At 71.7% G+C, this 19,468-nt stretch carries 20 protein-coding genes; 6 read left to right on the top strand and 14 right to left on the bottom strand.

The window, feature by feature from the left end; translation table 11 throughout:
- The first annotated feature begins 15 nt into the window (after positions 1 to 15).
- From ilvA to ACR9E9_RS00815, 3 genes are all read left to right on the top strand, one after another.
- Positions 16 to 1,266, top strand: coding sequence for a threonine ammonia-lyase IlvA (ilvA, locus tag ACR9E9_RS00805; RefSeq protein ID WP_435200708.1), 1,251 nt, complete (start codon positions 16 to 18; stop codon positions 1,264 to 1,266).
- Positions 1,267 to 1,309: 43 nt separating this feature from the next.
- The gene (locus ACR9E9_RS00810) at positions 1,310 to 1,591 is read left to right on the top strand and encodes a metal-sensitive transcriptional regulator (protein WP_435200710.1); all 282 of its coding nucleotides are present in this window, start codon (positions 1,310 to 1,312) and stop codon (positions 1,589 to 1,591) included.
- Positions 1,592 to 1,695: 104 nt separating this feature from the next.
- Positions 1,696 to 3,903 (top strand): heavy metal translocating P-type ATPase, encoded by a 2,208-nt coding sequence (locus ACR9E9_RS00815; protein WP_435200712.1) that lies wholly within the window; start codon positions 1,696 to 1,698, stop codon positions 3,901 to 3,903.
- A gap of 129 nt (positions 3,904 to 4,032) precedes the next feature.
- Here ACR9E9_RS00815 and ACR9E9_RS00820 read toward each other — a convergent pair whose 3' ends face one another.
- The 6 genes from ACR9E9_RS00820 to ACR9E9_RS00845 all read right to left on the bottom strand — a co-directional run bounded on the left by ACR9E9_RS00820 (position 4,033) and on the right by ACR9E9_RS00845 (position 9,835).
- Positions 4,033 to 5,202 (bottom strand): ABC transporter permease, encoded by a 1,170-nt coding sequence (locus ACR9E9_RS00820; RefSeq protein WP_435200713.1) that lies wholly within the window; start codon positions 5,200 to 5,202, stop codon positions 4,033 to 4,035.
- Positions 5,199 to 6,116, bottom strand: coding sequence for an ABC transporter ATP-binding protein (locus ACR9E9_RS00825; protein ID WP_435200715.1), 918 nt, complete (start codon positions 6,114 to 6,116; stop codon positions 5,199 to 5,201). The genes ACR9E9_RS00820 and ACR9E9_RS00825 overlap by 4 nt, the downstream gene beginning before the upstream one ends.
- A gap of 230 nt (positions 6,117 to 6,346) precedes the next feature.
- On the bottom strand, positions 6,347 to 7,015 hold the full coding sequence (locus ACR9E9_RS00830) for a response regulator (protein WP_435200717.1): 669 nt from the start codon (positions 7,013 to 7,015) through the stop codon (positions 6,347 to 6,349).
- The gene (locus ACR9E9_RS00835) at positions 7,012 to 8,331 is read right to left on the bottom strand and encodes a sensor histidine kinase (protein WP_435200718.1); all 1,320 of its coding nucleotides are present in this window, start codon (positions 8,329 to 8,331) and stop codon (positions 7,012 to 7,014) included. Before ACR9E9_RS00835 ends, ACR9E9_RS00830 begins: the two co-directional genes overlap by 4 nt.
- Positions 8,332 to 8,337: 6 nt before the next feature.
- A complete protein-coding gene (locus ACR9E9_RS00840) occupies positions 8,338 to 8,979 on the bottom strand; it encodes a VOC family protein (RefSeq protein ID WP_435200720.1) in 642 nt (213 codons plus the stop codon).
- A gap of 46 nt (positions 8,980 to 9,025) precedes the next feature.
- Complete coding sequence (locus ACR9E9_RS00845; protein WP_435200722.1) at positions 9,026 to 9,835, bottom strand: TrmH family RNA methyltransferase; 810 nt, start codon at positions 9,833 to 9,835, stop codon at positions 9,026 to 9,028.
- Between the two features lie 30 nt (positions 9,836 to 9,865).
- Between ACR9E9_RS00845 and ACR9E9_RS00850 the strand changes: the two genes are divergently transcribed.
- Positions 9,866 to 10,606 carry a phosphatase PAP2 family protein gene (locus ACR9E9_RS00850; protein ID WP_435200724.1) on the top strand — a complete coding sequence of 247 codons (741 nt, stop codon included), beginning with the start codon at positions 9,866 to 9,868 and terminating at the stop codon, positions 10,604 to 10,606.
- Here the strand turns inward: ACR9E9_RS00850 and ACR9E9_RS00855 are convergent.
- The 6 genes from ACR9E9_RS00855 to ACR9E9_RS00880 form a co-directional block, all read right to left on the bottom strand.
- Positions 10,570 to 11,382: a DUF1206 domain-containing protein gene (locus tag ACR9E9_RS00855; protein WP_435200726.1), complete on the bottom strand. Its 813-nt coding sequence runs from the start codon at positions 11,380 to 11,382 to the stop codon at positions 10,570 to 10,572. The genes ACR9E9_RS00850 and ACR9E9_RS00855 overlap by 37 nt on opposite strands.
- Before the next feature lie 44 nt (positions 11,383 to 11,426).
- The gene (locus ACR9E9_RS00860) at positions 11,427 to 12,218 is read right to left on the bottom strand and encodes an HAD family hydrolase (protein WP_435200728.1); all 792 of its coding nucleotides are present in this window, start codon (positions 12,216 to 12,218) and stop codon (positions 11,427 to 11,429) included.
- 123 nt (positions 12,219 to 12,341) lie between these two features.
- On the bottom strand, positions 12,342 to 13,208 hold the full coding sequence (locus ACR9E9_RS00865; protein WP_435200730.1) for a siderophore-interacting protein: 867 nt from the start codon (positions 13,206 to 13,208) through the stop codon (positions 12,342 to 12,344).
- A 68-nt stretch (positions 13,209 to 13,276) separates the two neighbouring features.
- Positions 13,277 to 13,831, bottom strand: a complete 555-nt coding sequence (gene pyrE / locus ACR9E9_RS00870; protein WP_435200732.1) for an orotate phosphoribosyltransferase — start codon at positions 13,829 to 13,831, stop codon at positions 13,277 to 13,279.
- Between the two features lie 42 nt (positions 13,832 to 13,873).
- Positions 13,874 to 14,641: an SDR family NAD(P)-dependent oxidoreductase gene (locus ACR9E9_RS00875; protein WP_435200734.1), complete on the bottom strand. Its 768-nt coding sequence runs from the start codon at positions 14,639 to 14,641 to the stop codon at positions 13,874 to 13,876.
- Positions 14,638 to 15,384, bottom strand: a complete 747-nt coding sequence (locus tag ACR9E9_RS00880; RefSeq protein WP_435200736.1) for a dienelactone hydrolase family protein — start codon at positions 15,382 to 15,384, stop codon at positions 14,638 to 14,640. Before ACR9E9_RS00880 ends, ACR9E9_RS00875 begins: the two co-directional genes overlap by 4 nt.
- 48 nt (positions 15,385 to 15,432) lie before the next feature.
- On the opposite strand from ACR9E9_RS00880, the gene ACR9E9_RS00885 reads away from it, so the two are divergent.
- Together ACR9E9_RS00885 and ACR9E9_RS00890 are read left to right on the top strand one after the other, a co-directional pair.
- On the top strand, positions 15,433 to 16,236 hold the full coding sequence (locus ACR9E9_RS00885; RefSeq protein ID WP_435200738.1) for an exodeoxyribonuclease III: 804 nt from the start codon (positions 15,433 to 15,435) through the stop codon (positions 16,234 to 16,236).
- Positions 16,233 to 17,126 (top strand): alpha/beta fold hydrolase, encoded by an 894-nt coding sequence (locus ACR9E9_RS00890; RefSeq protein ID WP_435200740.1) that lies wholly within the window; start codon positions 16,233 to 16,235, stop codon positions 17,124 to 17,126. The genes ACR9E9_RS00885 and ACR9E9_RS00890 overlap by 4 nt, the downstream gene beginning before the upstream one ends.
- Here ACR9E9_RS00890 and ACR9E9_RS00895 read toward each other — a convergent pair.
- Together ACR9E9_RS00895 and ACR9E9_RS00900 are read right to left on the bottom strand one after the other, a co-directional pair.
- Positions 17,088 to 18,767, bottom strand: a complete 1,680-nt coding sequence (locus ACR9E9_RS00895; RefSeq protein ID WP_435200742.1) for an MFS transporter — start codon at positions 18,765 to 18,767, stop codon at positions 17,088 to 17,090. The genes ACR9E9_RS00890 and ACR9E9_RS00895 overlap by 39 nt on opposite strands.
- Complete coding sequence (locus tag ACR9E9_RS00900) at positions 18,767 to 19,465, bottom strand: LppX_LprAFG lipoprotein (protein ID WP_435200743.1); 699 nt, start codon at positions 19,463 to 19,465, stop codon at positions 18,767 to 18,769. Before ACR9E9_RS00900 ends, ACR9E9_RS00895 begins: the two co-directional genes overlap by 1 nt.
- Positions 19,466 to 19,468 lie beyond the last annotated feature (3 nt).

A 19,468-nucleotide genomic window follows, 5' to 3' on the forward strand; every position in this document is an offset into this window, starting at 1 on the left:
ACTACCGTTGGTGCCGTGACCGCCCCCCTGCTGACCGCCTCTGCCGTCGATGCCGCGGCCGCGCTGCTCGCCGGCGTCCTCCCGCCGAGTCCGCTGCAACGCAGCGAGCGCCTCTCGGCGGTCACCGGCGCCGAGGTCTGGCTCAAGCGCGAGGACCTGCAGCCGGTCCGCTCCTACAAGCTCCGTGGCGCCTTCACCCTGATCTCCGGGCTCTCCGACGAGCAGCGAGCGAAGGGCGTCGTCGCCGCGAGCGCGGGAAACCATGCGCAGGGGGTCGCCTTCGCCGGTCAGCGCCTCGGCGTGCGATCCCGGATCTACCTGCCGCGCAACACCCCCCGACAAAAGCGTGACCGCGTCGCCGCACTCGGCGGTGACATGGTCGAGGTCATCGTCACCGGCGAGGTCTACGACGACGCCGCCCGGGCCGCCGCCGAGGATGCGGCCAGCACCGGCGCAGCCGTCGTCCCCGCCTTCGACGCGCTCGAGACCATGGCCGGGCAGGGCGCCGTCGCCGTGGAGATCCTGCAGCAGCTGGGCCACGCCCCCGATGTCGTCACCGTCCCCGTCGGCGGCGGCGGCCTGCTCGGCGGCATGGCCACGTGGATGGCCGAGCACGCCGCGGCCACCCGGCTGGTCGGGGTGGAGCCGGAGCTCGCGGCGTCGATGGCCGCGGCCCTGGCCGCGGGGACGCCGGTGGACCTCGATGAGGTCTCCCCCTTCGTCGACGGGGCCGCGGTGCGTCGGGTCGGCGAGCTGACCCACGCGGCCGTCGACGCGACCGGCTCGGAGCTGACGACGGTTTCCGAGGGGGCCATCTGCGTCGAGATGCTCGACATGTACCAGACCGACGGGATCATCGCCGAGCCCGCGGGCGCCCTGGCCACGACCGTGCTGCCGGACCTCGACGTCGTTGCGGGCTCGACCGTCGTCGCCGTGGTCTCCGGGGGCAACAACGACGTCTCCCGCTACGCGGAGATCGTCGAGCGGGCGCTGGTGCACGAGGGGCGCAAGCACTACTTCCTCGTGACCTTCCCCCAGGAGCCGGGCGCGCTGCGCCGCTTCCTCGACGAGGTCCTCGGCCCCGAGGACGACATCACCTTCTTCGACTACGTCAAGCGCAACAATCGCGACACCGGCACCGCGGTGGTCGGCCTGGAGCTCGGCGACCCCGGCGACCTGGGCCCGCTGCTCACCCGCATGGACGCCTCCCCGCTCCCCATCGAGACGATCTCGCCGGACAGCCCCCTCTTCCGCATGCTCGGCTGAATACCCTCACGGGGTATCATGGCAGCAGACCCCAGGAGGACCCATGGCCGGATACAGCGGCAGCAAGGACGAATACCTCAAGCGACTCAGTCGCGTCGAGGGCCAGATCCGCGGCATCGCCCGCATGGTCGAGGACGACACCTACTGCATCGACATCCTCACGCAGGTGTCCGCGGCGACGAAGGCCCTGCAGGCCGTGAGCCTCGGCCTCCTCGAGGACCACGTCGGGCACTGCGTCGTCGACGCGGCCCGGGAGGGTGACGAGGCGGCTGCGGAGAAGGTCGCCGAGGCCAGCGCCGCGATCGCCCGCCTCGTGCGCTCCTGACCGGGGCGACGCGCCCCCTTCGCCTCCCCGCCCCTTCCCCACGAGCCGAGATGATGAAGCATGAGCACCACCACCCACCTGACCGTGCCCCCGGTGACCTCCTGATGTCGACGACGACCGACCCCCGCCCCGAGGCCGTGACCGAGGACGCCGAGCGCTCCGTCGACCTGGCGATCACCGGCATGACCTGTGCGTCCTGCTCGGCCCGGATCGAGCGCACCCTCGGCAAGATCGACGGCGTCGACGCCACGGTCAACCTCGCCACGGAGAAGGCGAAGGTCAGCCACCCGGAGTCGGTGAGCGTCGAGGACCTCATCACGAGCATCGAGTCCACCGGGTACGGCGCGAGCGTCATCGAGCCCGAGGCCCGCCTCGCCCCCCCGACGCACACCCCGATCGCGCGTCGGGACCTGCAGCGCCGTGCGATCGTCGCCAGCATCCTGGCGTTGGTCGTCGCGGTCCTCGCGATGGGGCCGTGGACCTTCGCGGCCAACCCGTGGGTGCAGTGGGTCATCACGACCCCGGTCGTCCTCTGGGCCGCCTGGCCCTTCCACCGGGCGGCGTACCTCAACGCCCGCCACCTCGCGTCGACGATGGACACGCTCGTCAGCCTCGGCGTGAGCGCGGCGTACCTGTGGTCCTTCGTCACGCTGCTCACCGGAGCCGGCGAGAGCGGGCACTACTACTTCGAGACGTCGGCGGTCATCACCGCCTTCCTCCTCATCGGCCGCTGGCTCGAGGCCCGCAGCAAGGACGAGGGACGCTCGGCCCTCACCGAGCTGATGGACCTGGGGTCGAAGGGGGTCGCCGTCCAGCGGATCGACTCGCGCACCCGGGCGACGACCGAGGTCATCCTCCCGCTCGACGAGCTGCAGGTGGGCGACCACTTCATCGTCCGGCCGGGAGAGAAGGTCGCGACCGACGGCCTCGTCGTGGACGGCTCCAGCTCCATCGACACCTCGCTCGTCACCGGCGAGTCACTCCCGGTCGACGTGCGCACCGGCGACACGGTCGACGCCGGCACGGTCAACACCTCCGGCCGGCTCGTCGTCGAGGCGACCGCCGTGGGCGCGGACACGACCTTCGCCTCGATCGTGCGGCTCGTCGAGCAGGCCCAGACGGGCAAGGCCGACGTGCAGCGCCTCGCCGACCGGGTCTCCGCGGTCTTCGTCCCGGCCGTCCTCGTGATCGCGCTGCTGACCTTCGTCGGCTGGTGGATCGGGTCCGGCTCGGCGACCACCGCGATCGGTGTGGCCGTGACCGTGCTGATCATCGCCTGCCCGTGCGCGCTCGGGCTGGCCACGCCGATGGCCCTGCTCGTCGGCACGAGCCGCGGCGCGCAGCGGGGCATCCTCATCAAGGGGCCGCAGGTCCTCGAGGACACCCGACGCATCGACACCCTCGTCCTCGACAAGACCGGGACGATCACCACGGGCGTCGCCCAGGTCGTCGACCTCGCCGCCGCTCCGGGGCTGCACCCGGCCGCAGTGCTCACCGCCGCCGCGGCGGTCGAGTCCGGTAGCGAGCACCCGATCGCCCGGGCGATCGTGCGCCGCGCGCAGGAGAAGGGCATCCGGGTCCCGACGATCCGCGACTTCGAGAGCCTCCCCGGCTCCGGCGCCGTCGCGACGATCAAGAGCACCCGTGTCACCGTCGGCCGGTCGGACCTCTTCGACGAGGTGCCGGCCGAGCTGGCCACCCTGGAGCGTCCCGGCACGACGGTCTTCGTCGGCTGGGACGGGATCGCCCGGGGCACCCTGACCGTCGCCGACGAGGTGCGCGAGACCTCGGGTGACGCGATCCGTGCCCTGCGCGCCGAGGGGCTGCAGGTCTGGCTGCTCAGCGGCGACGCCGAGCACAATGCGACCTCGATCGCGGCGACGGTGGGGATCGAGCCCGAGCACGTCATCTCCGACGTCCGGCCGCAGGACAAGCACGACGTCATCGAGCGACTCCAGGAGGAGGGCCGGGTCGTCGCGATGGTCGGCGACGGCGTCAACGACGCCGCGGCGATCGTGCGCGCCGACCTCGGCATGGCGATGGGCACCGGCACGGACGTGGCGATGGAGTCGGCGGACATCGTCCTCGTCCACGCGGACCTCGAGTCGGTGCCACGCGCGATCGAGCTCTCCCGCGAGACCCTCACGGTCATCAAGCAGAACCTCGGCTGGGCCTTCGGTTACAACATCGCCGCGATCCCGCTCGCGATGGCCGGTCTGCTCAACCCGATGGTCGCCGGGGGCGCCATGGCCCTCTCCTCGGTCCTCGTGGTGCTCAACTCCCTTCGCCTGCGGCGGGTGCTGCCCGACTGAGACGGGTCCTGACAGGGAAATCGACATCGGGCCCGGATGTATCCGGGCCCGATGTCGATTTCCGGTGACAGATCGGCCGGACACCCCCCTGCAGGCGTCCGGCCGATCCGCGTACTGGTGAGGCCCTGCTCAGACCTCGGCCTTCCACGCCTGCGTGTAGGTGAGCTTCCCGGAGGTCTGCATCAGGGCCCGCCGGTAGATCCGCTCGGCGACGAGGATCACTGCGCCCGTGGCGGCGATGAGCAGCCCGAGGCTGACCAGCGCCTCCCACCACTGACCCTCGCCGGAGACCAGGCGCATCGGCTGGAGCACCGCGGAGAAGGGAGGGATCCAGGCGAGGACGTCGGCGACACCCCCCTTGGCGAAGAGCGCCCCGAAGAAGACCGCCATGAGCATCATCGTCACCGGCAACGACGTGGACTGGATGTCCTCCTGGCGTGAGGCGAGCGCACCGGCGACGGCGTAGAGGGCCGCGATCATGGTGAAGCCGGCGAGGAAGAAGAGGACGAACCACAGCAGGCCGCTGGTCAGGCCGGGCAGCACGTCCCCGAAGTCGGTGAAGCTCACCCCGATGAGCGCCACCGCCGCGTAGAGCAGCAGCTGCCCGACGGCCAGCGCCACGGCGGCGGCGAGCTTGCCGAAGAGCAGACTGCGCAGCGAGATCGAGGTCGCGATGATCTCGACGATCCGGGACTGCTTCTCCTCCGTGACGCTCATCGCGAGGTACATCCCGAAGACCACGGCAGCGGTGTAGAAGAGGATCGCCATGATCGTCCCCACGATCGTCGCGGCGGCCTGCTGGTCCGCGGTGCCGTCGAGGATGTCGGTGGAGACGGTCGACCCGGCCTGCAGCTGCGCGAGGTCGGTGCCGGCATCCTGGGCATTGGTCGAGAGGACGGACTGGCTGATCGTCTGCCCGGCGACGTCGTTGAGCGAGCCCGGGACCTCGGACCGTCCGACGAGCTGCCACCCGTCGTCGGTCTGGCGCAGCCAGGCATCGGCCTCCTCGTCCATGACCGCGGTCTCTGCCGCTTGGGCGTCATCGGCCTCGACGAGGTCGATCGAGACCGTGTCGTCGACCTCCGGCGCGGAGTCCTTGACCACCTGTCCCATCTCCTGGGACTGGGAGGTCACCGCGAGGTCGTAGGTCGTGTCCTTGCTCGAGCTCCACGCCTGGAACGCGAAGATCCCGACGATGACGACGAGCGAGAGGATCGTGGAGATGATGAAGGTCTTGTCGCGCAGGCGGACCGACAGCTCCCGCTGCGCGACGAGAGCCCAGGCGGTGTTGGCGTTCATGACGTCACCTCTCGGTAGACCTCGGACAGGGGCGGGACGATCGGCGACAGCTCGGTGACACCACCGCGGCGCAGTCCCTCGGCGAGCAGCTGCCCCAGGACCCGGTCGCGGTCGGCCTCGGAGCCGTCGGTGACGTCGACGATCGCGGTGTGCCCGTCGACGTCGACCGCGACGACGCCGGGGACCTCCCGCACCCAGCCGGCGTCGTGGGCGGCGACGAACCGGTGGCGCCGAGGGGCGCCACCGCGCAGGTCGGTGGGGCTGCCCGTCGCGCGCACCCGGCCCTCGGCGAGGATGACGAGCTCATCGCACAGGCGGTCGACGAGGTCGAGCTGGTGGCTGGAGAAGAGGACGGGCACGCCCCGAGCAGTGTGTTCGCGCAGCAGGTCGGCCATGGAGTCCACGGCGTCGGGGTCGAGCCCGGAGAAGGGCTCGTCGAGGATGAGCGCGGCGGGCTCGATCATCAGCGAGGCCGCGATCTGGACTCGCTGCTGGTTGCCGAGGGACAGCGACTCGACCGTGTCGCCGGTGCGCTCGCCCAGACCGAGTCGCTCCAGCAGGTCCATCACGGAGCTGCGGGCGTCCTTGCGGGAGAGACCCTTCAGCTGCCCCAGATAGATCAGCTGGTCGGCGACCTTTTGCTTGGGGTAGAGCCCGCGCTCCTCGGGCATGTACCCGATGGCGCGCTGATCGGCCGTCGTCATGGGGCGCCCACCCCAGAGGACCTGCCCCTCGGTGATCGACAGGACACCCATGATCATCCGCATCGTCGTCGTCTTGCCGGCGCCGTTGCCGCCGACGAAGCCGGTCATCCGACCCCGCTCGACGGTGAAGTCGACGTGGTCGACGGCGGTGAAGTCCCCGAAGCGCCGAGTCAACCCCTCGACGGTGATGGTCTGTGGTGTCCTGTCCATACCGACGAATCTACGGATCGGCGGGCATCGACGGATCACCCTCGGGGGTGATCTTCGGGCGAAGGGAGCCTCCCCCCGTGGGTGGGTGCGCGGACTCCTGCCCCTCCGCCCGCCCACTCCGCCGCATCTGCCTAGGCAGATGCGCCTCTCCGTCGCATTTGCCTAGGCAGATGCGAAGGGGGCGCGCATTTGCCTAGGCAGATTCGTGGTTCTGGTGACAGTGGCCGGCGTCAGACGATCCCGGACTCGTGGGCGATGATCACGGCGCCGACCCGATCACGCACGGCCAGCTTGGCAAAGATGCTCGACACGTGGGTCTTGACCGTGGCGGCGCCGATGACGAGCTCGACGGCGATCTCGTGGTTGGACCGGCCGGACCCGATGAGCCGCAGCACGTCGAGCTCCCGGCTCGTCAGCTGGCCGAGCAGGTCGGCATGCCGGGCGCGCCCTTCGCCGAGGGGCGGGGCGGACGGTGCGGCCGCCATCCGGGAGATGACCCGCTGGGTGACCTCAGGCGCGAGGAGGGAGTGCCCGTGACCGACGGCGCGCAGGGCCTCGACGAGCTGCTCGGCCTCGGCGTTCTTCAGCAGGAACCCGCTGGCCCCCGCCCGCAGCGCATCGAAGAGGTAGGTGTCGGAGTCGAAGGTGGTCAGGATGATCACCCGGCCGAGCCCTCGGTCGACGATCTCCCGGGTCGCCGCGATGCCGTCCATCACCGGCATCTGCACATCCATGACGATGACGTCCGGCTGCTCCCGGAGGGCCATCTCGATCGCCTCGCGACCATTGGCCGCCTCCCCGACGACCTCGAGGTCCTCCTCGACGGAGAGCATCATCGCGAAGCCGGATCGGATGATCGGTTGGTCGTCGACGAGCAGGACCGTGAGCGGGGCCGTCATGCCTTCTCCTCGGAGCGAAGGGGGATCCGTGCCCGCACGCGGTAGCCGCCGAGGGGGCGGGGGCCGATCTCCACCGCTCCCCCGTGGGACGAGATGCGCTCGCGGATCCCCAGCTGCCCCATGCCCGTCCCCGACGTCCCCGTCCGCGGGCGACCGTCGTCGGTGACCTCGATCTCGGCGTGCCCGGGGCCCACGCGCACGATCACCCGGGCGCGCCGTGCCGTCGAGTGCCGCACGGCATTGGTCAGGGCCTCCTGGGTCGTGCGGTACAGCGAGTGCCCGACCGCTCCGGGGACCTCCCCCAGGTCCCCGGCCGACTCCTCGACCACCTCGTGGTCGACCGTGAGCGGGCCGCCGGCACGCTCGGATACGAGCACCGCGATGTCCGGCAGACCCGGCTCCGGGACGTGCCCGGGGCCGGCGGAGCCCACCGGCGACTCACCCATCCGCAGGGTCCCGAGCAGTCCTCGCATCTGGCTCACCGCGTCGCGGCTCCCGGTCTCGATCCGGCTCAACGCCCCCTTCGTCGCCCGGGGGTCGGTGTCGAGCACCCGACGGGCCGCCGCCGCCTGCACCCCGATCCCGGAGACGTGGTGCGCGACGACGTCGTGGAGCTCGCGGGCGATGCGCAGTCGCTCCTCGATGATCGCGTTGTCCCGCAGCCGGTCCGACTGCTCGCGGATGGTCACGGCCTGGTCCTCGAGGTCGGCCCGCTGCCGGGCGCCGCGCCACGCGACCTGCCCACCGATCACGGCACCACCGAAGTAGAGGATGTTGATGACGCTGAGCATCACCGGTGCGGCCACGGTCGCGGGGACCAGGGCATCGGGGTCCGCCGTCGCAACCATGTCGCTCATGACCTGACCGGTCGCGAGGCCCCACACCAGCCAGAGGAACATCGCCGCGATGATCACCGTGTAGACCGCCACCATGGCCCGGCGACTGCGCGCCCAGGCCACCCCGGCGAAGACGATGAGGAAGTAGACGATCTGCGTCGACAACAGGTTGGCCATCAGCGGCTCGAAGGTCCCGATGGCCCAGTAGACCACCGACCCGAGCGAGACCGAGATCAACGGCCAGCGGCGACGCCCGAGGAGGAAGAGGCAGGGCAGCGTGGTCAGTGCCCACTGCTGCCACCACGGCAGATCGACGGCCGTCAGCGAACCCACGCCCCGCATGAGCTCGAGGACGAGGAGCGCGAGCCCGACCGTCGTGAGGGTCACGACGACGTCGCCGCGGCTGACCCCACCGCTCGGCCGGACCCAGTCGTCATCGAGGGCGAAGAAGCCGCCGACGCGATCGGGCCAGGACGCCATGTCAGGTCAGAGGGTGACCGGTCCGTCGGGAGTGTTGAAGGTGACCGACAGCAGGCCCGGCGTCCCGTGCGGTGCGACGAAGTCGAAGTCGATGACCGAGGAGGTCTCCTCCGCCGGGGACCCACCGAGCCAGTCACGCACACGGTCGGGGTCGCCGGCGATCATCAGCGAGGAGATGGTCACCTCGGTGGCCGCCTCCTGCGAGGGGTGCGGGGAGCCCTCACCCCACTTGACGAAGAAGGGCAGCTGCGGGTCGGCGAGGGTGCCCTTGATGCCGATCTGCTTCCACAGGAACTCCCGGCCGTCGGCGAGGCGGCGGTTGCCGTCGACCGCCGCGCGGTCGAGACGCTTCTCGACGCTCTCGAGGTCCTCGTCGACGCGCAGGACCCATCCCATCCAGCCGCCGCCGGCCTCGGAGCGGGCCCGGACGACCTTGCCGAAGGGGGCCTTGTCGGAGCTCGGGTGATCGAGCACCTCGACGACCTCGACATACCGCTCGTGGGCGAGCGGAAGGATCATGTTGCGCGTGCCGAAGCGCGGGTGCAGGCCGCCGTCGACAGGGGTGACCCCCAAGGCCTCGCCCAGGTATCTGGCGGTGGCCTTGACACCGGAGTGGTCTGCGGCATACGAGACATGGTCAACGCGCATATAGGCATCGTGACACAGCCCGCTGACCGGCTCGCAATCGGGTCGATCAGCCCGACCTTCGCTGCCGCACCGCTTCGTAGACGACGATCGCCGCCGACGTCGCCACGTTGAGCGAGTTCGCCCGCCCCACCATGGGGATGCGCACGCGTCGCCCGGCCCGGGCGAGGGCGGCAGCGGTCAGTCCGTACTTCTCCGAGCCGACGGCGACGGCCACGGCTCCGGTCAGGTCTGCCTCGGTGTGCTCGACGTCGGTGTCCGGTGTGGTCGCGACGACCTCGACGCCGCGATCGGCGAGCCAGGTGAAGGCCTCGGCCGTGCCCGCCGCGGCGACCGGGACGGAGAAGACCGTGCCCTTGCTGGACCGGATGACGTTGGGGTTGCCCCAGTCGGTCACCGGGTCGGCCGAGATCACGAGGGCGACCCCGGCGGCATCGGCGGTGCGGAGCATCGCTCCGAGGTTGCCGGGCTTCTCCACGCCCTCGCACAGGAGCACAAGGGCACCGTCGGGCAGGGCGATCTCGTCGAGGGCGCGGCCCGGCGAGGGCACCTTGGCGAGGATGCCGTCGGGCCCCTCGCGGTAGGCCACCTTCTCGAAGGCGGTCCGGCCGAGCTGCACGATCTCGGCACCGAGGTCCCGGGCGCGCTCGACGAGCGCGGCACCGACCTCGGGGTGGAGCATCAGTTCGGGGCAGTGGAGGAGGGAGAAGGGGACGACGCCGGCATCGAGCGCCAGCGTGGTCTCCTCGAGCCCCTCGAGCAGGGAGGCCCCGGCGCTCTCACGCACGCGACGGCGGCGGAGGGCGATGAGGTCCTTGAGGCGCTGGTTGGCCGGGGAGGTGATGACGAGATCGGTCATGGCGGACCAAGCATGCCGCACAATCGACGAGTGTCCGATGACCGCCGCGTGTTCGCCCCTTCGAGGCCCCCCCGTCGCACCTCGGGACGGCCGCTTCGCCTCGGCTCCGCCGCAACGGCGATGATCGTGGCGATGCTGCTCTTCGCGGCGCTCGGGGAGTGGGTCCTCGTCCCCTCATCAGCGGTCCGCGCCATGGACGAAGGGGGCGTGACCCGGGCCGCCGACCTGCTCGCCGACCACCCGGGTCTGCACGACCCGGCCGTGCTCTGGGCCGGCCTGAGCGGACCGTGGCTCGTCCACCCCTTCCTCCTCCTGATCACCCTCCTCCTCCTCGCCCGCGGGCGGGTCGCACCCCGAGCCCTCCTCGTGGTCGTCGTCGGGGTCATCGGCTGGTACCTCGGCACCCTGTGCAAGCAGATCGTCGCGCGCCCGCGGCCCACCGACGCGGTCGTCGAGCTGAGCAGCTGGTCCTACCCGAGCGGTCACGCCACGAACATCGCCCTCGGTGCGGTCCTGCTCATCGCCCTGGTCTCCACGGTCCGCGCCGCGTGGATCCGGTGGGCAGCGACGGCACTGGCCCTCCTCGGCGTCGCACTGACCGCCGCCGATCGTCTCGTCCTCGGGGTCCACTACCCCAGCGACGTGCTCGCCGGTCTGGCCCTCGGCACCGTGATGGGCCTCCTCGGTCTGGCCATCCTGCGACCGCTCGCCCCGCCTCGGGACCTCGAGGGGCGTCAGATGCGCTGGTGGCGTGCCCGGGCGAAGCAGTAGAGACCGAAGGCGATGAAGCCGATGGCGACGGCCGTCAGCAGGTACGGGCCGAAGGGTTCGTCCCGCAGGCTCATCAGCGCCCCGTCCAGTCCCGCCGCTTCCGACGACTGGTGCTGGACCGCGGCAATGACGAAGAAGAGGCCCACGAGCGCGAGCACGGCCCCCTTCGCCGGGTAGCCGATCATGCCCAGCCCACTGGCCCACCGGCCGGGATGCTCCTCCAGGTCCTCGAGGAACCTCCGCGAGAGCCCCTTGTAGACGTGGTACCCCCCGACGAGAAGGATGGCGACACCGAGACCGCCGACGAGCACCTGCCCGGCCGGCTGCTTCATGAGCGTGGCCGAGACGTCCTGGGAGGACTGCTCCGAGGAGGACGACGAGCCCGAGCCACGCGCGAACTGGAAGGCCGTGTACCCGAGCACCGTGTACATCCCCGCCTTGCCCAGTGCCTTGACCCGGTCGACGAAGCCACCACCCCCGGACGGCGGGGCGAAGGCCACGGTCAGCTGCCACAGCGCGAGCGCGAGGAGCCCGACGACGATGATCCACATGAGCACCGTGCCGGCCGGGTTGCTCGAGAGGGTCGCCAGCGCACCCGACTGGTCCGCTTGTCCCCCACCGCTGCCCCAGGCGACGCGGCCGACGGTGTAGCCGATGACGATGTGCAGGAGGCCGGAGACGGCGAACCCGATCCGCGCCAGCCCCTCGAGGAGCGGGTGGTCACCGACCGCACGGACGGCGGTGCGTGCTTCGTCGAGGCCGTCGCGTGTGTCCACGGGTACATCGTGCACCGCCCGGGGCCCGCGCGGTCGCGACGCGCTCAGATCAGTGGACGAAGGGCGTGGGCCAGACCGTCCTCGTCGACCGTCCCCGTGGTCTCGTCGGCGGCGGCGACGACCTCGGCCGGGGCGCCGCCCATGGCCACACCACGGGCGGCCCAGCGCAGCATCTCGAGGTCGTTGCGCTGGTCTCCGGCGGCGAAGGTGTGCGCCGGTTCGATCCGCAGGCGGCGGCGGACGATCTCCAGGGCCGATCCCTTCGACACCCCCTCGGGCGCCAGGTCCAGCCACGCGGTGTACCCCACGGCATAGCTCACCCCGTGCAGCCCGATCTGCTCGACGAGCTCGAGGAAGTCCTCACTCGCGCCGTTCGGGTCGTGGAAGGTCACCCGGGTCGTGGGCTGCGACACCAGCTCCTCGACGGGTACGACGACCTGCTCGCCCTGCAGCACCCCCTCCGGATAGGGGCGTGCGACCTTGAAACCGACCCCGGCGTCCTCGACGGCCACGAGGATGTGCGGTGCGTGCTCGAGCACGAGGGTCAGCGCCGGTCCCGGGTCGAAGGTGACCTTGTCCTCGATGCGATAGCCCTGCGGCTCGGCGGGGTCGAGCGCGAGCGTCACGGCGCCGTTGGAGCAGACCGCCCAGCCGTGGGAGAGGTCGAGCATCTGCAGGACCGGGGTGGTCGCCAGGACCGACCGACCGGTGGCGATGACGATGTGGTGGCCGGCGTCGGCGACGGCGCGAATCGCCTCTCCGGTGGCCTCCGGGAGCCGGCCGTCGTGGGTGAGGATCGTGCCGTCGACATCGAGGGCGACGAGGTGCGGCTCCATGCTGCGCAACGCTATCCGCCCACCGGCGGGTCGATGTACGAGGGTGTGTCCAGGCACTCGATTTCACATCGACCCGGCGAGGGGGGGGCGGTGGGCGAAGGGGGGCGGCGGGGCGAAGGGGGCTCAGCCTCGTGCGGCGCCCAGCTTCCAGTAGCCGGAGAAGGTGATGGCCTTCTTGTCCATGCCGACCTCCTGGACGAGGTGGCGACGAAGGGAGGTCGCCAGGCCGGACTCGCCGCAGAGCCAGGCGTAGTCGAGATCGCTCGTCGCGCTCGCGTCGGCGGACAGGGCGGCCAGCACAGCTGCTCCGGGGGCGGCGTCCCCCCGCTCGTGGACGGTGACGTGTGCAGGCAGCTGTGTGCCCGCGAGTGTGGCGGCGGACGGCGCCTCGACGTGCGCGGTCACGCCCTCGCCGAGACCGTGGAGCCCACGGCGCTCCCGCTCCTCGAGGATCGCCAGCAGCGCGGGGACGGCGGTCTCGTCGGCGACGAAGAGCTGCCGCTGCGCGTCGAAGGTCGTGTAGAGCGCACCGCCGGAGCGGAACCCGACCGGGTCGCCGACGCTGACCGTGGTCGCCCACACCGATCCGGGACCCGAGTCACCGTGGGTGACGATGTCGACGTCGATCTCCCCCTGCGAGCGGCGCAGCTCGCGGACGGTGTACCAGCGCAGCCCGGGCTGCTCGTCCTGCGGCATCTCGGTGATCGCTGCCCGCACATTCGCGCGCTCGGCATCGGGCATGTGCAGCCGGCCGTCCGCGCCCGGCATGAGCAGGCCGAAGTACTCGTCCGGGCCGGCGAGCGCGTACCCGGTGAACTCGGGAGCGGCGAGCGTGATCCGGCGCATCACCGGGTTGAGGTCACGCACCCGCGCGACGGTTGCCTCGAACTGCGCCTGACCGTCGCGTTCGGCGACGTCGGCCATCGTGGTGCGGTACCACAGGCGCGCCGCGCCGAAGACGACCTTGTCCTTGAGCTGGGCGAACTGCATGACTGCTCCTGCGCACGGGGAACGAATGACTTAGGCAAGCCTAACCCACTTCGCCGCGCGGGCGCGGGTCAGGCCAGACCGAGGTCCGCCAGACCGAAGACGTGCCGGTACTCCAGGCCGGCCCCGGCGAACCGGTCGGCCGCCCCGGTGGCGCGGTCGGCGATCGTCGCGACCGCCACGACCTCTGCACCCGCCTCACGGGCGGCCTCGGCGGCCTCGAGCGGGGACGCCCCGGTGGTGGAGGTGTCCTCGACGATGAGCACCCGACGGCCGCGGATGGACGGTCCCTCGATCCGCTGCTGGAGCCCGTGCGCCTTGCCGGCCTTGCGTACGACGAAGGCATCGAGGCGCTCCCCCTTCGCCGCGGTGGCATGGAGCATGGCGGTGGCGACGGGGTCGGCGCCCAGCGTCAGCCCGCCGACGGCGTCGACATCGAGATCGGCGACGAGGTCGAGCATGACCTGGCCGACGAGCGGCGAGGCCTCGCCGTCGAGGGTGATCCGCCGCAGGTCGACGTAGTAGTCCGCCTCCGCGCCGGAGGAGAGGGTGACCCGTCCGTGGACGATCGCCTTCTCCTTGACGATCTCGAGCAGGCGGGCGCGGGCGGCAGCGATGTCAGTCACGCCCGGCAGTCTATGGACTGGCCCGAGGCCGGTGTGGGGCGATCAGGGCTTGCGATGCAGGGCGCTCACGCGCGAGCTGCGCAGCATTGCGCGCGGCAGGTGGCGCACGACCCCGACGACGGCCCGGTACTGCAGGCTCGGCACGCAGATGACCTTGCCGGACTCGGCGGCGGCGAGGGCGGTGCGCACGAGGTCGGACGCCTCGAGCCAGAAGGGTCCCGAACGGTCCCCCTTGTCGATGCCCGCCCGCTCGTGGAACTCGGTGCGGACGTACCCCGGCAGCAGCGCCGTCACTGCGACGCCGGTCCCGGACAACTGGCCGGCGAGCGACTCGCTGAAGGTCGTCACGTACGACTTCGCCGCGGCGTAGGTCCCGCTGGCCAGGAGACCGGCGACCGAGGAGACGTTGATGATCCGGCCGCGGCCGCGGGAGACCATGGCGGTCGACGCCGCGTGGCTGAGGACGAGCACCGCGCGCACGAGCACGTCGAGCATTCGCTCCTCCGCCGCGACGTCGCCGTCGACGAAGCGGGAGTTGACGCTGAAGCCGGCATTGTTCACGAGCAGGTCGATCGCCCGCGAGGGGTCACGCAGCCGCTCGGCGACGCGCTCCAGCTGCTCCCGGTCGGCCAGGTCGGCGGGGAGCACCTCGACGGCCACGCCGTGCGCAGCGGTCAGCTCGACCGCGAGCGCCTCCAGTCGCGCGACGTCGCGGGCGACGAGGACGAGGTCCTCCCCCTTCGCCGCGAGCTGGGTGGCGAACTCACGCCCGATGCCGGCGCTCGCGCCGGTGACGAGTGCGGTGCTCATGCGCCGAGCGTCCGGTCGAAGAGCTCGCGCAGCTCACGGAAGTGCCGCTCGGCGCCCTCCTCCTGGTAGCTCGACGTGTCGTTCATCGTGTAGCCGTGCGGCGCACCGGGATAGACGGCGGTCGTCGCCGCCAGGCCGTGCTCCGAGAGTGTGCGGTCGAGCAGGGCGACGCTCTCCGGGGGCATCGTCTGGTCCCGGTCGGCGTGGCCGTAGACGAACTCCGCCCGTGCGGTCGCGAGGGTCAGGTGGGGGCTGTCCTCCTCCTCCGTCGCGAGCAGCGCACCGTGGAAGCCGCCGCAGGCCGCCACGGTGGGGTCCAGCCCGGCGCAGCGCGTGGCGAACTTCGCGCCCATGCAGTAGCCGGTGACCCCGATGGGGCCGGCGCTGACACCGTCGAGACCACGCAGGGTGGAGACGTAGTGGGGCAGGTCGGCGTCCATCGCCGCGCCGGTGAGCGGAGCCAGGTAGGACCCGATGACGCTGCCGTAGGCCGCGCGCTCCTGCGGGATGCGCAGGTCCGTCGTCGGGGTCGTCTCGGCGGCGGTACCGGAGCGGTACATGGTGTTGGGCGCGAGGACGATGTAACCCCAGGACGCGATCCGGTCGGCCATCTCCTCGATGCGCTGGCGCAGCCCGAGGGCGTCGATGCACAGGAGCACCCCGGGGTGGGGGCCGTCGTCGGGTCGGGCCACGAGGGCCTCGGCGGTGCCATCAGCGGCAGGGATCTCGATGAGCGGTCGCATGGGACCGAACGTAGGTGACCGTGAGCAACCGTGGCTAGGGTGGCGCTCGTGCGTATCGCGACCTGGAACGTCAACTCCATCCGCTCCCGTGTCGACCGCGTCGAGGCCTGGCTGCAGCGCAGCGACGTCGACGTGCTCGCCATCCAGGAGACGAAGGCGAAGGAGGATCAGTTCCCCTTCGAGCGCTTCACCGACCTCGGCTACGAGGTCGCCCACCACGGGGTGAACCAGTGGAACGGCGTGGCGATCCTCTCCCGCGTCGGGCTCGAGGACGTCCAGGTCGGCTTCGACGGCGACCCGGGGTTCGGCGACCCCGTGGCCCCCGAGGCGCGCTCGATCGGCGCGCTCTGCGGCGGCGTGCGGGTCTGGTCGCTCTACGTCCCCAACGGCCGCGCCGTTGGGGACCCCCACATGGCCTACAAGCTCGCCTGGCTCGCGGAGCTGAAGCAGAGGGCGACCGAGTGGGCGGCCGATGGCACCCCCGTCGCCCTGTGCGGCGACTGGAACGTCGCCCCCCAGGACGAGGACGTGTGGTCGATGGAGTACTTCGCGGACAAGACGCACATGACCCCGCCGGAACGGCGCGCCTTCAACGCCTTCCTCGACGCCGGCTTCGTCGACGTCGTCCGCCCGCACACCCCCGGGCCGGGCACCTACACCTACTGGGACTACCAGCGCCTGGCCTTCCCGAAGAAGCGCGGCATGCGCATCGACTTCGTCCTCGGCTCGGCGAGCCTCGCCGAGCGGGTCAGCGGGGCGTCGATCGACCGCGAGGAGCGCAAGGGCAAGGGGGCCAGCGACCACGCCCCCGTGATCGTCGGTCTCGACGGCAATGACGGGAGCGCCGCGTGAGCACGGCCCGGGCCGTGGCCGGTGCGCGCACGAGCGTCGACTCCCCGGACGGCGCGCGCATCGCCGTCACCGACCACCCCGCGCGGAGCGGGACCGCGCACGGAGCGACGCTCGTGCTCGCCCACGGGTGGTGCCTCACCCACGAGGCCTGGGACCCGGTCGTCGCCGAGCTGCAGCGCCGCCGCCCCCACCTGCGGGTCGTCAGCTACGACCAGCCGGGCCACGGGCACTCCACCTCCGGCCGCGACCGGTCGGTGACCCTGCTCGACCTCGGCGCCACGCTCCGCGAGGTCCTCGCCGAGACCGTCCCCGACGGTGACCTCGTCCTCGCCGGCCACTCGATGGGCGGCATGACGGTCATGGCGCTCGGTCGAGTCGCACCCGACCTCGTGCGCGGGCGGGTGCGCGGCGTCGCCCTCGTCGGCACGGCCGCCCACCTGCCGGGCCGGCGCTCCATCCGCGGCGAGGGACTGGTGATGGCCCTGCTCCGACGACTGCCCGCCTCCTCCCGCGGCCTGCCCACGACGCCGCGGCTGACCGCGGCCACCCTCTTCGGCGTCGACCCCGACCCCGAGGCGGTGCGGGCCACCTCCCGCATGACCAGCCGCACCCGCGCCAATGTCGTCGCCGACTGGCACCGCGCGCTCGGTCAGCTCGACCTGCGGGCCGGGCTGACCCCCTTCGCCTCGCTGCGCACGGTGGTCCTGACCGGGACCCGGGACCGGCTCACCCCGGTCTCCGCGGGTCGACGGGTCGCCGCCGCGATCCCCGGGTCGACCTTCTGGGGGCTGCCCGGTGTCGGCCACATGATCACCTACGAGGCGACGGCCACCGTCGCCGACAAGATCGAGCTACTCCTCGACGCCGAACCCGCGGGCGAGCGAGCCTGATCCCTCGCGCCGACGCACCCCGAGGAGGACGAAGGCGACGACCGCCGCGACGAGGGCCGCGCCCGCGGCACCGATGAAGACGGTGTGCACCTGCAGCAGCGCCGCGTCGAGCAGTGCCTGACCATCGGTCTGCTCGGCCGCGGACATGGCGTCCACGGCCTCGTAGTAGCGGTGCAGCCCGACGCCGGTGAGCAGGGCCAGCCCGACGACCATCCCGACCATGCGGGCGACGACCACGAGGCTGGACGCGGTGCCGTGGGCGTCCTGCGGTGAGTCGGCGAGCGCGGCATCGTTGACGGGCGCGAGCGCCATCCCCAGGCCGAGGCCCACGAGGGCGAGGGTCACCGTCGCCGCGACGGTGTCGAGGGAACCGCGCTCCCACCCGGACATCACGAAGAGCCCGCCCGCCGCGAGGAGGAGGCCGACACCGGCGGACAGCCCGTCGCCGACCCACCGAAGGACCCAGCCGCCGAGGAGCGCGCCGACGGGCACGGCGAGGAGGAACTTCACCAGCTCCAGCGCGGCCTCGGTCTGGGACCCGTCCGTGGTGAGGCGGGAGAAGAGCGGGACGTCGACGACGACGGACACGAGCGCCACGCCCACGAGCAGCGAGACGACGAGCGCCCACCCGGTGCGGCCGCGCACGGCTCCACGTGGGACGAGGGGCGAGTCGGCGGTGCGGTGACGCCACAGGTAGAGCAGCGCGGTGACGACCCCGACCGGGAGCAGGGCGTACCCGAGCGGCCCGACGACCTCGGTCTCGGGGTCGGCGGAGGCGAAGGTGAGCACGATGCAGCCGAGCGTGGCGCCGAGCAGCAGCGCCCCCGGCAGGTCGCTCACCCGCAGCGGCGGCCACCATCGGCTGCGGGTGATGACGACGAGCCCGAGCAGGAGCACCACGGTGAGCGCACCGATCGGCGTGAGCAGCCGGCTGTCCCCGGCGAAGGGGACGAAGGGAAGTCCGAGGGTCACGTCCGTCGCGAGCACGTCCGGCGCGGCGAGGGTGAGCCACAGCAGGCCGACGGCCACGGTGCCCAGGAGGGTGGGGACGAAGGGGGGACGCCCCGTCCCCCCGGACACTGCGGCGATCGCGATGAAGAGCAGGACGCCCAGCACGACGTTGAGCCAGAAGATCGCCCGCCAGTCGGCGACCGCGAGCACGGCCGCGCCGAGGAGGGGGCCGAGCACGGAGCCGAGCTCCTGGACGGCGCCGACGATGCCCAGGGGCATCCCCCGTCGCCCGGGAGGCCAGAGGTCGGCGACGAGGGCGAGCGTGGCGGGCACCAGCCCGCCGCCACCGACACCCTGCACGACGCGGCCGGCGACGAGGATGTCGAGGTCCACGGCCAGCGCCGTGATGCCGGAGCCGATGACGAAGACCACGAGGCAGCCCAGCAGGATCCTCGAGCGCGGGACGAGGTCGGCGAGCCGCCCGATGAGCGGGAGGACGGCGATGTACCCCAGGAGGAAGCCGGAGATGATCGGCGCGGCCCGCTGGAGGTTGTCCAGACCGAGACCGACGCCGTTCATCATGTCGGTCAGGGCGAGGACGACGACGTAGGTGTCGGCCGCGGCCAGGGCGACGGCCGCTGAGGCGAGCGCCAGCAGGGTGCGGGGGCGTCTCCCGACGGGCGTCGTCATCACTTCGGGGCGGTGATCTCGACGTCCTTGCCGTAGTCCGTGATCGTCAGGGTGAACGTCGTGGGCTTCTCCTTGTAGAAGTCCCCCTCGATCACCACCGACCGCAGCTCGCCGCTGTCCGGCTCGATGCCGTAGGTGACGTCGAACTCCTCGTCACCCTCGCCCAGCTCGAAGAGACGCTGGATGTCCGCCTCGGGGATCGTGCCGGTGTACTCCTGCAGCACCGTGTCACCCGAACGCGTTTGTTCCCCGGCCTTCGCGTCGCTCGTGTGCTCGAGGACCTGGTCGACGCCGCTGCCGGCGCGGAAGAACTCGGCCGGGTTGGGGGCACCGAGGTCGGACATCTTCACCGGGTTGAAGTCCTTGGTGAAGAAGGACATCCACGTCTTGTCGTCGACGGCGACGATCTCGACCCCGGCCGAGGCGCCCTTGATGACGCCGGTCACCTGGCCCTTGAACTTCGGGGTGTCCTTGTCGATGACCCCGTTGCCGTTGGCGGCAGAGACACCGTTGCGACCCTTCGGGATCCCGGACTGCTTGAGGTCGAAGGTCACGGTCCCGGCGTCGACGAAGGTCGTGCGGGCCTTCTCGATGGCCTCCGTCGGCGGGGCGGCGTCGTCCTCGAAGGCGGAGCACCCTGCGACCAGGGTCAGGGCCATGGCCAGGGGGAGGGTCGCCAGAGCGGTCCGGGGTCGCATGGC

It is taken from the genome of Janibacter sp. GS2 (assembly GCF_051200835.1).
Classification (GTDB): Bacteria; Actinomycetota; Actinomycetes; order Actinomycetales; family Dermatophilaceae; genus Janibacter.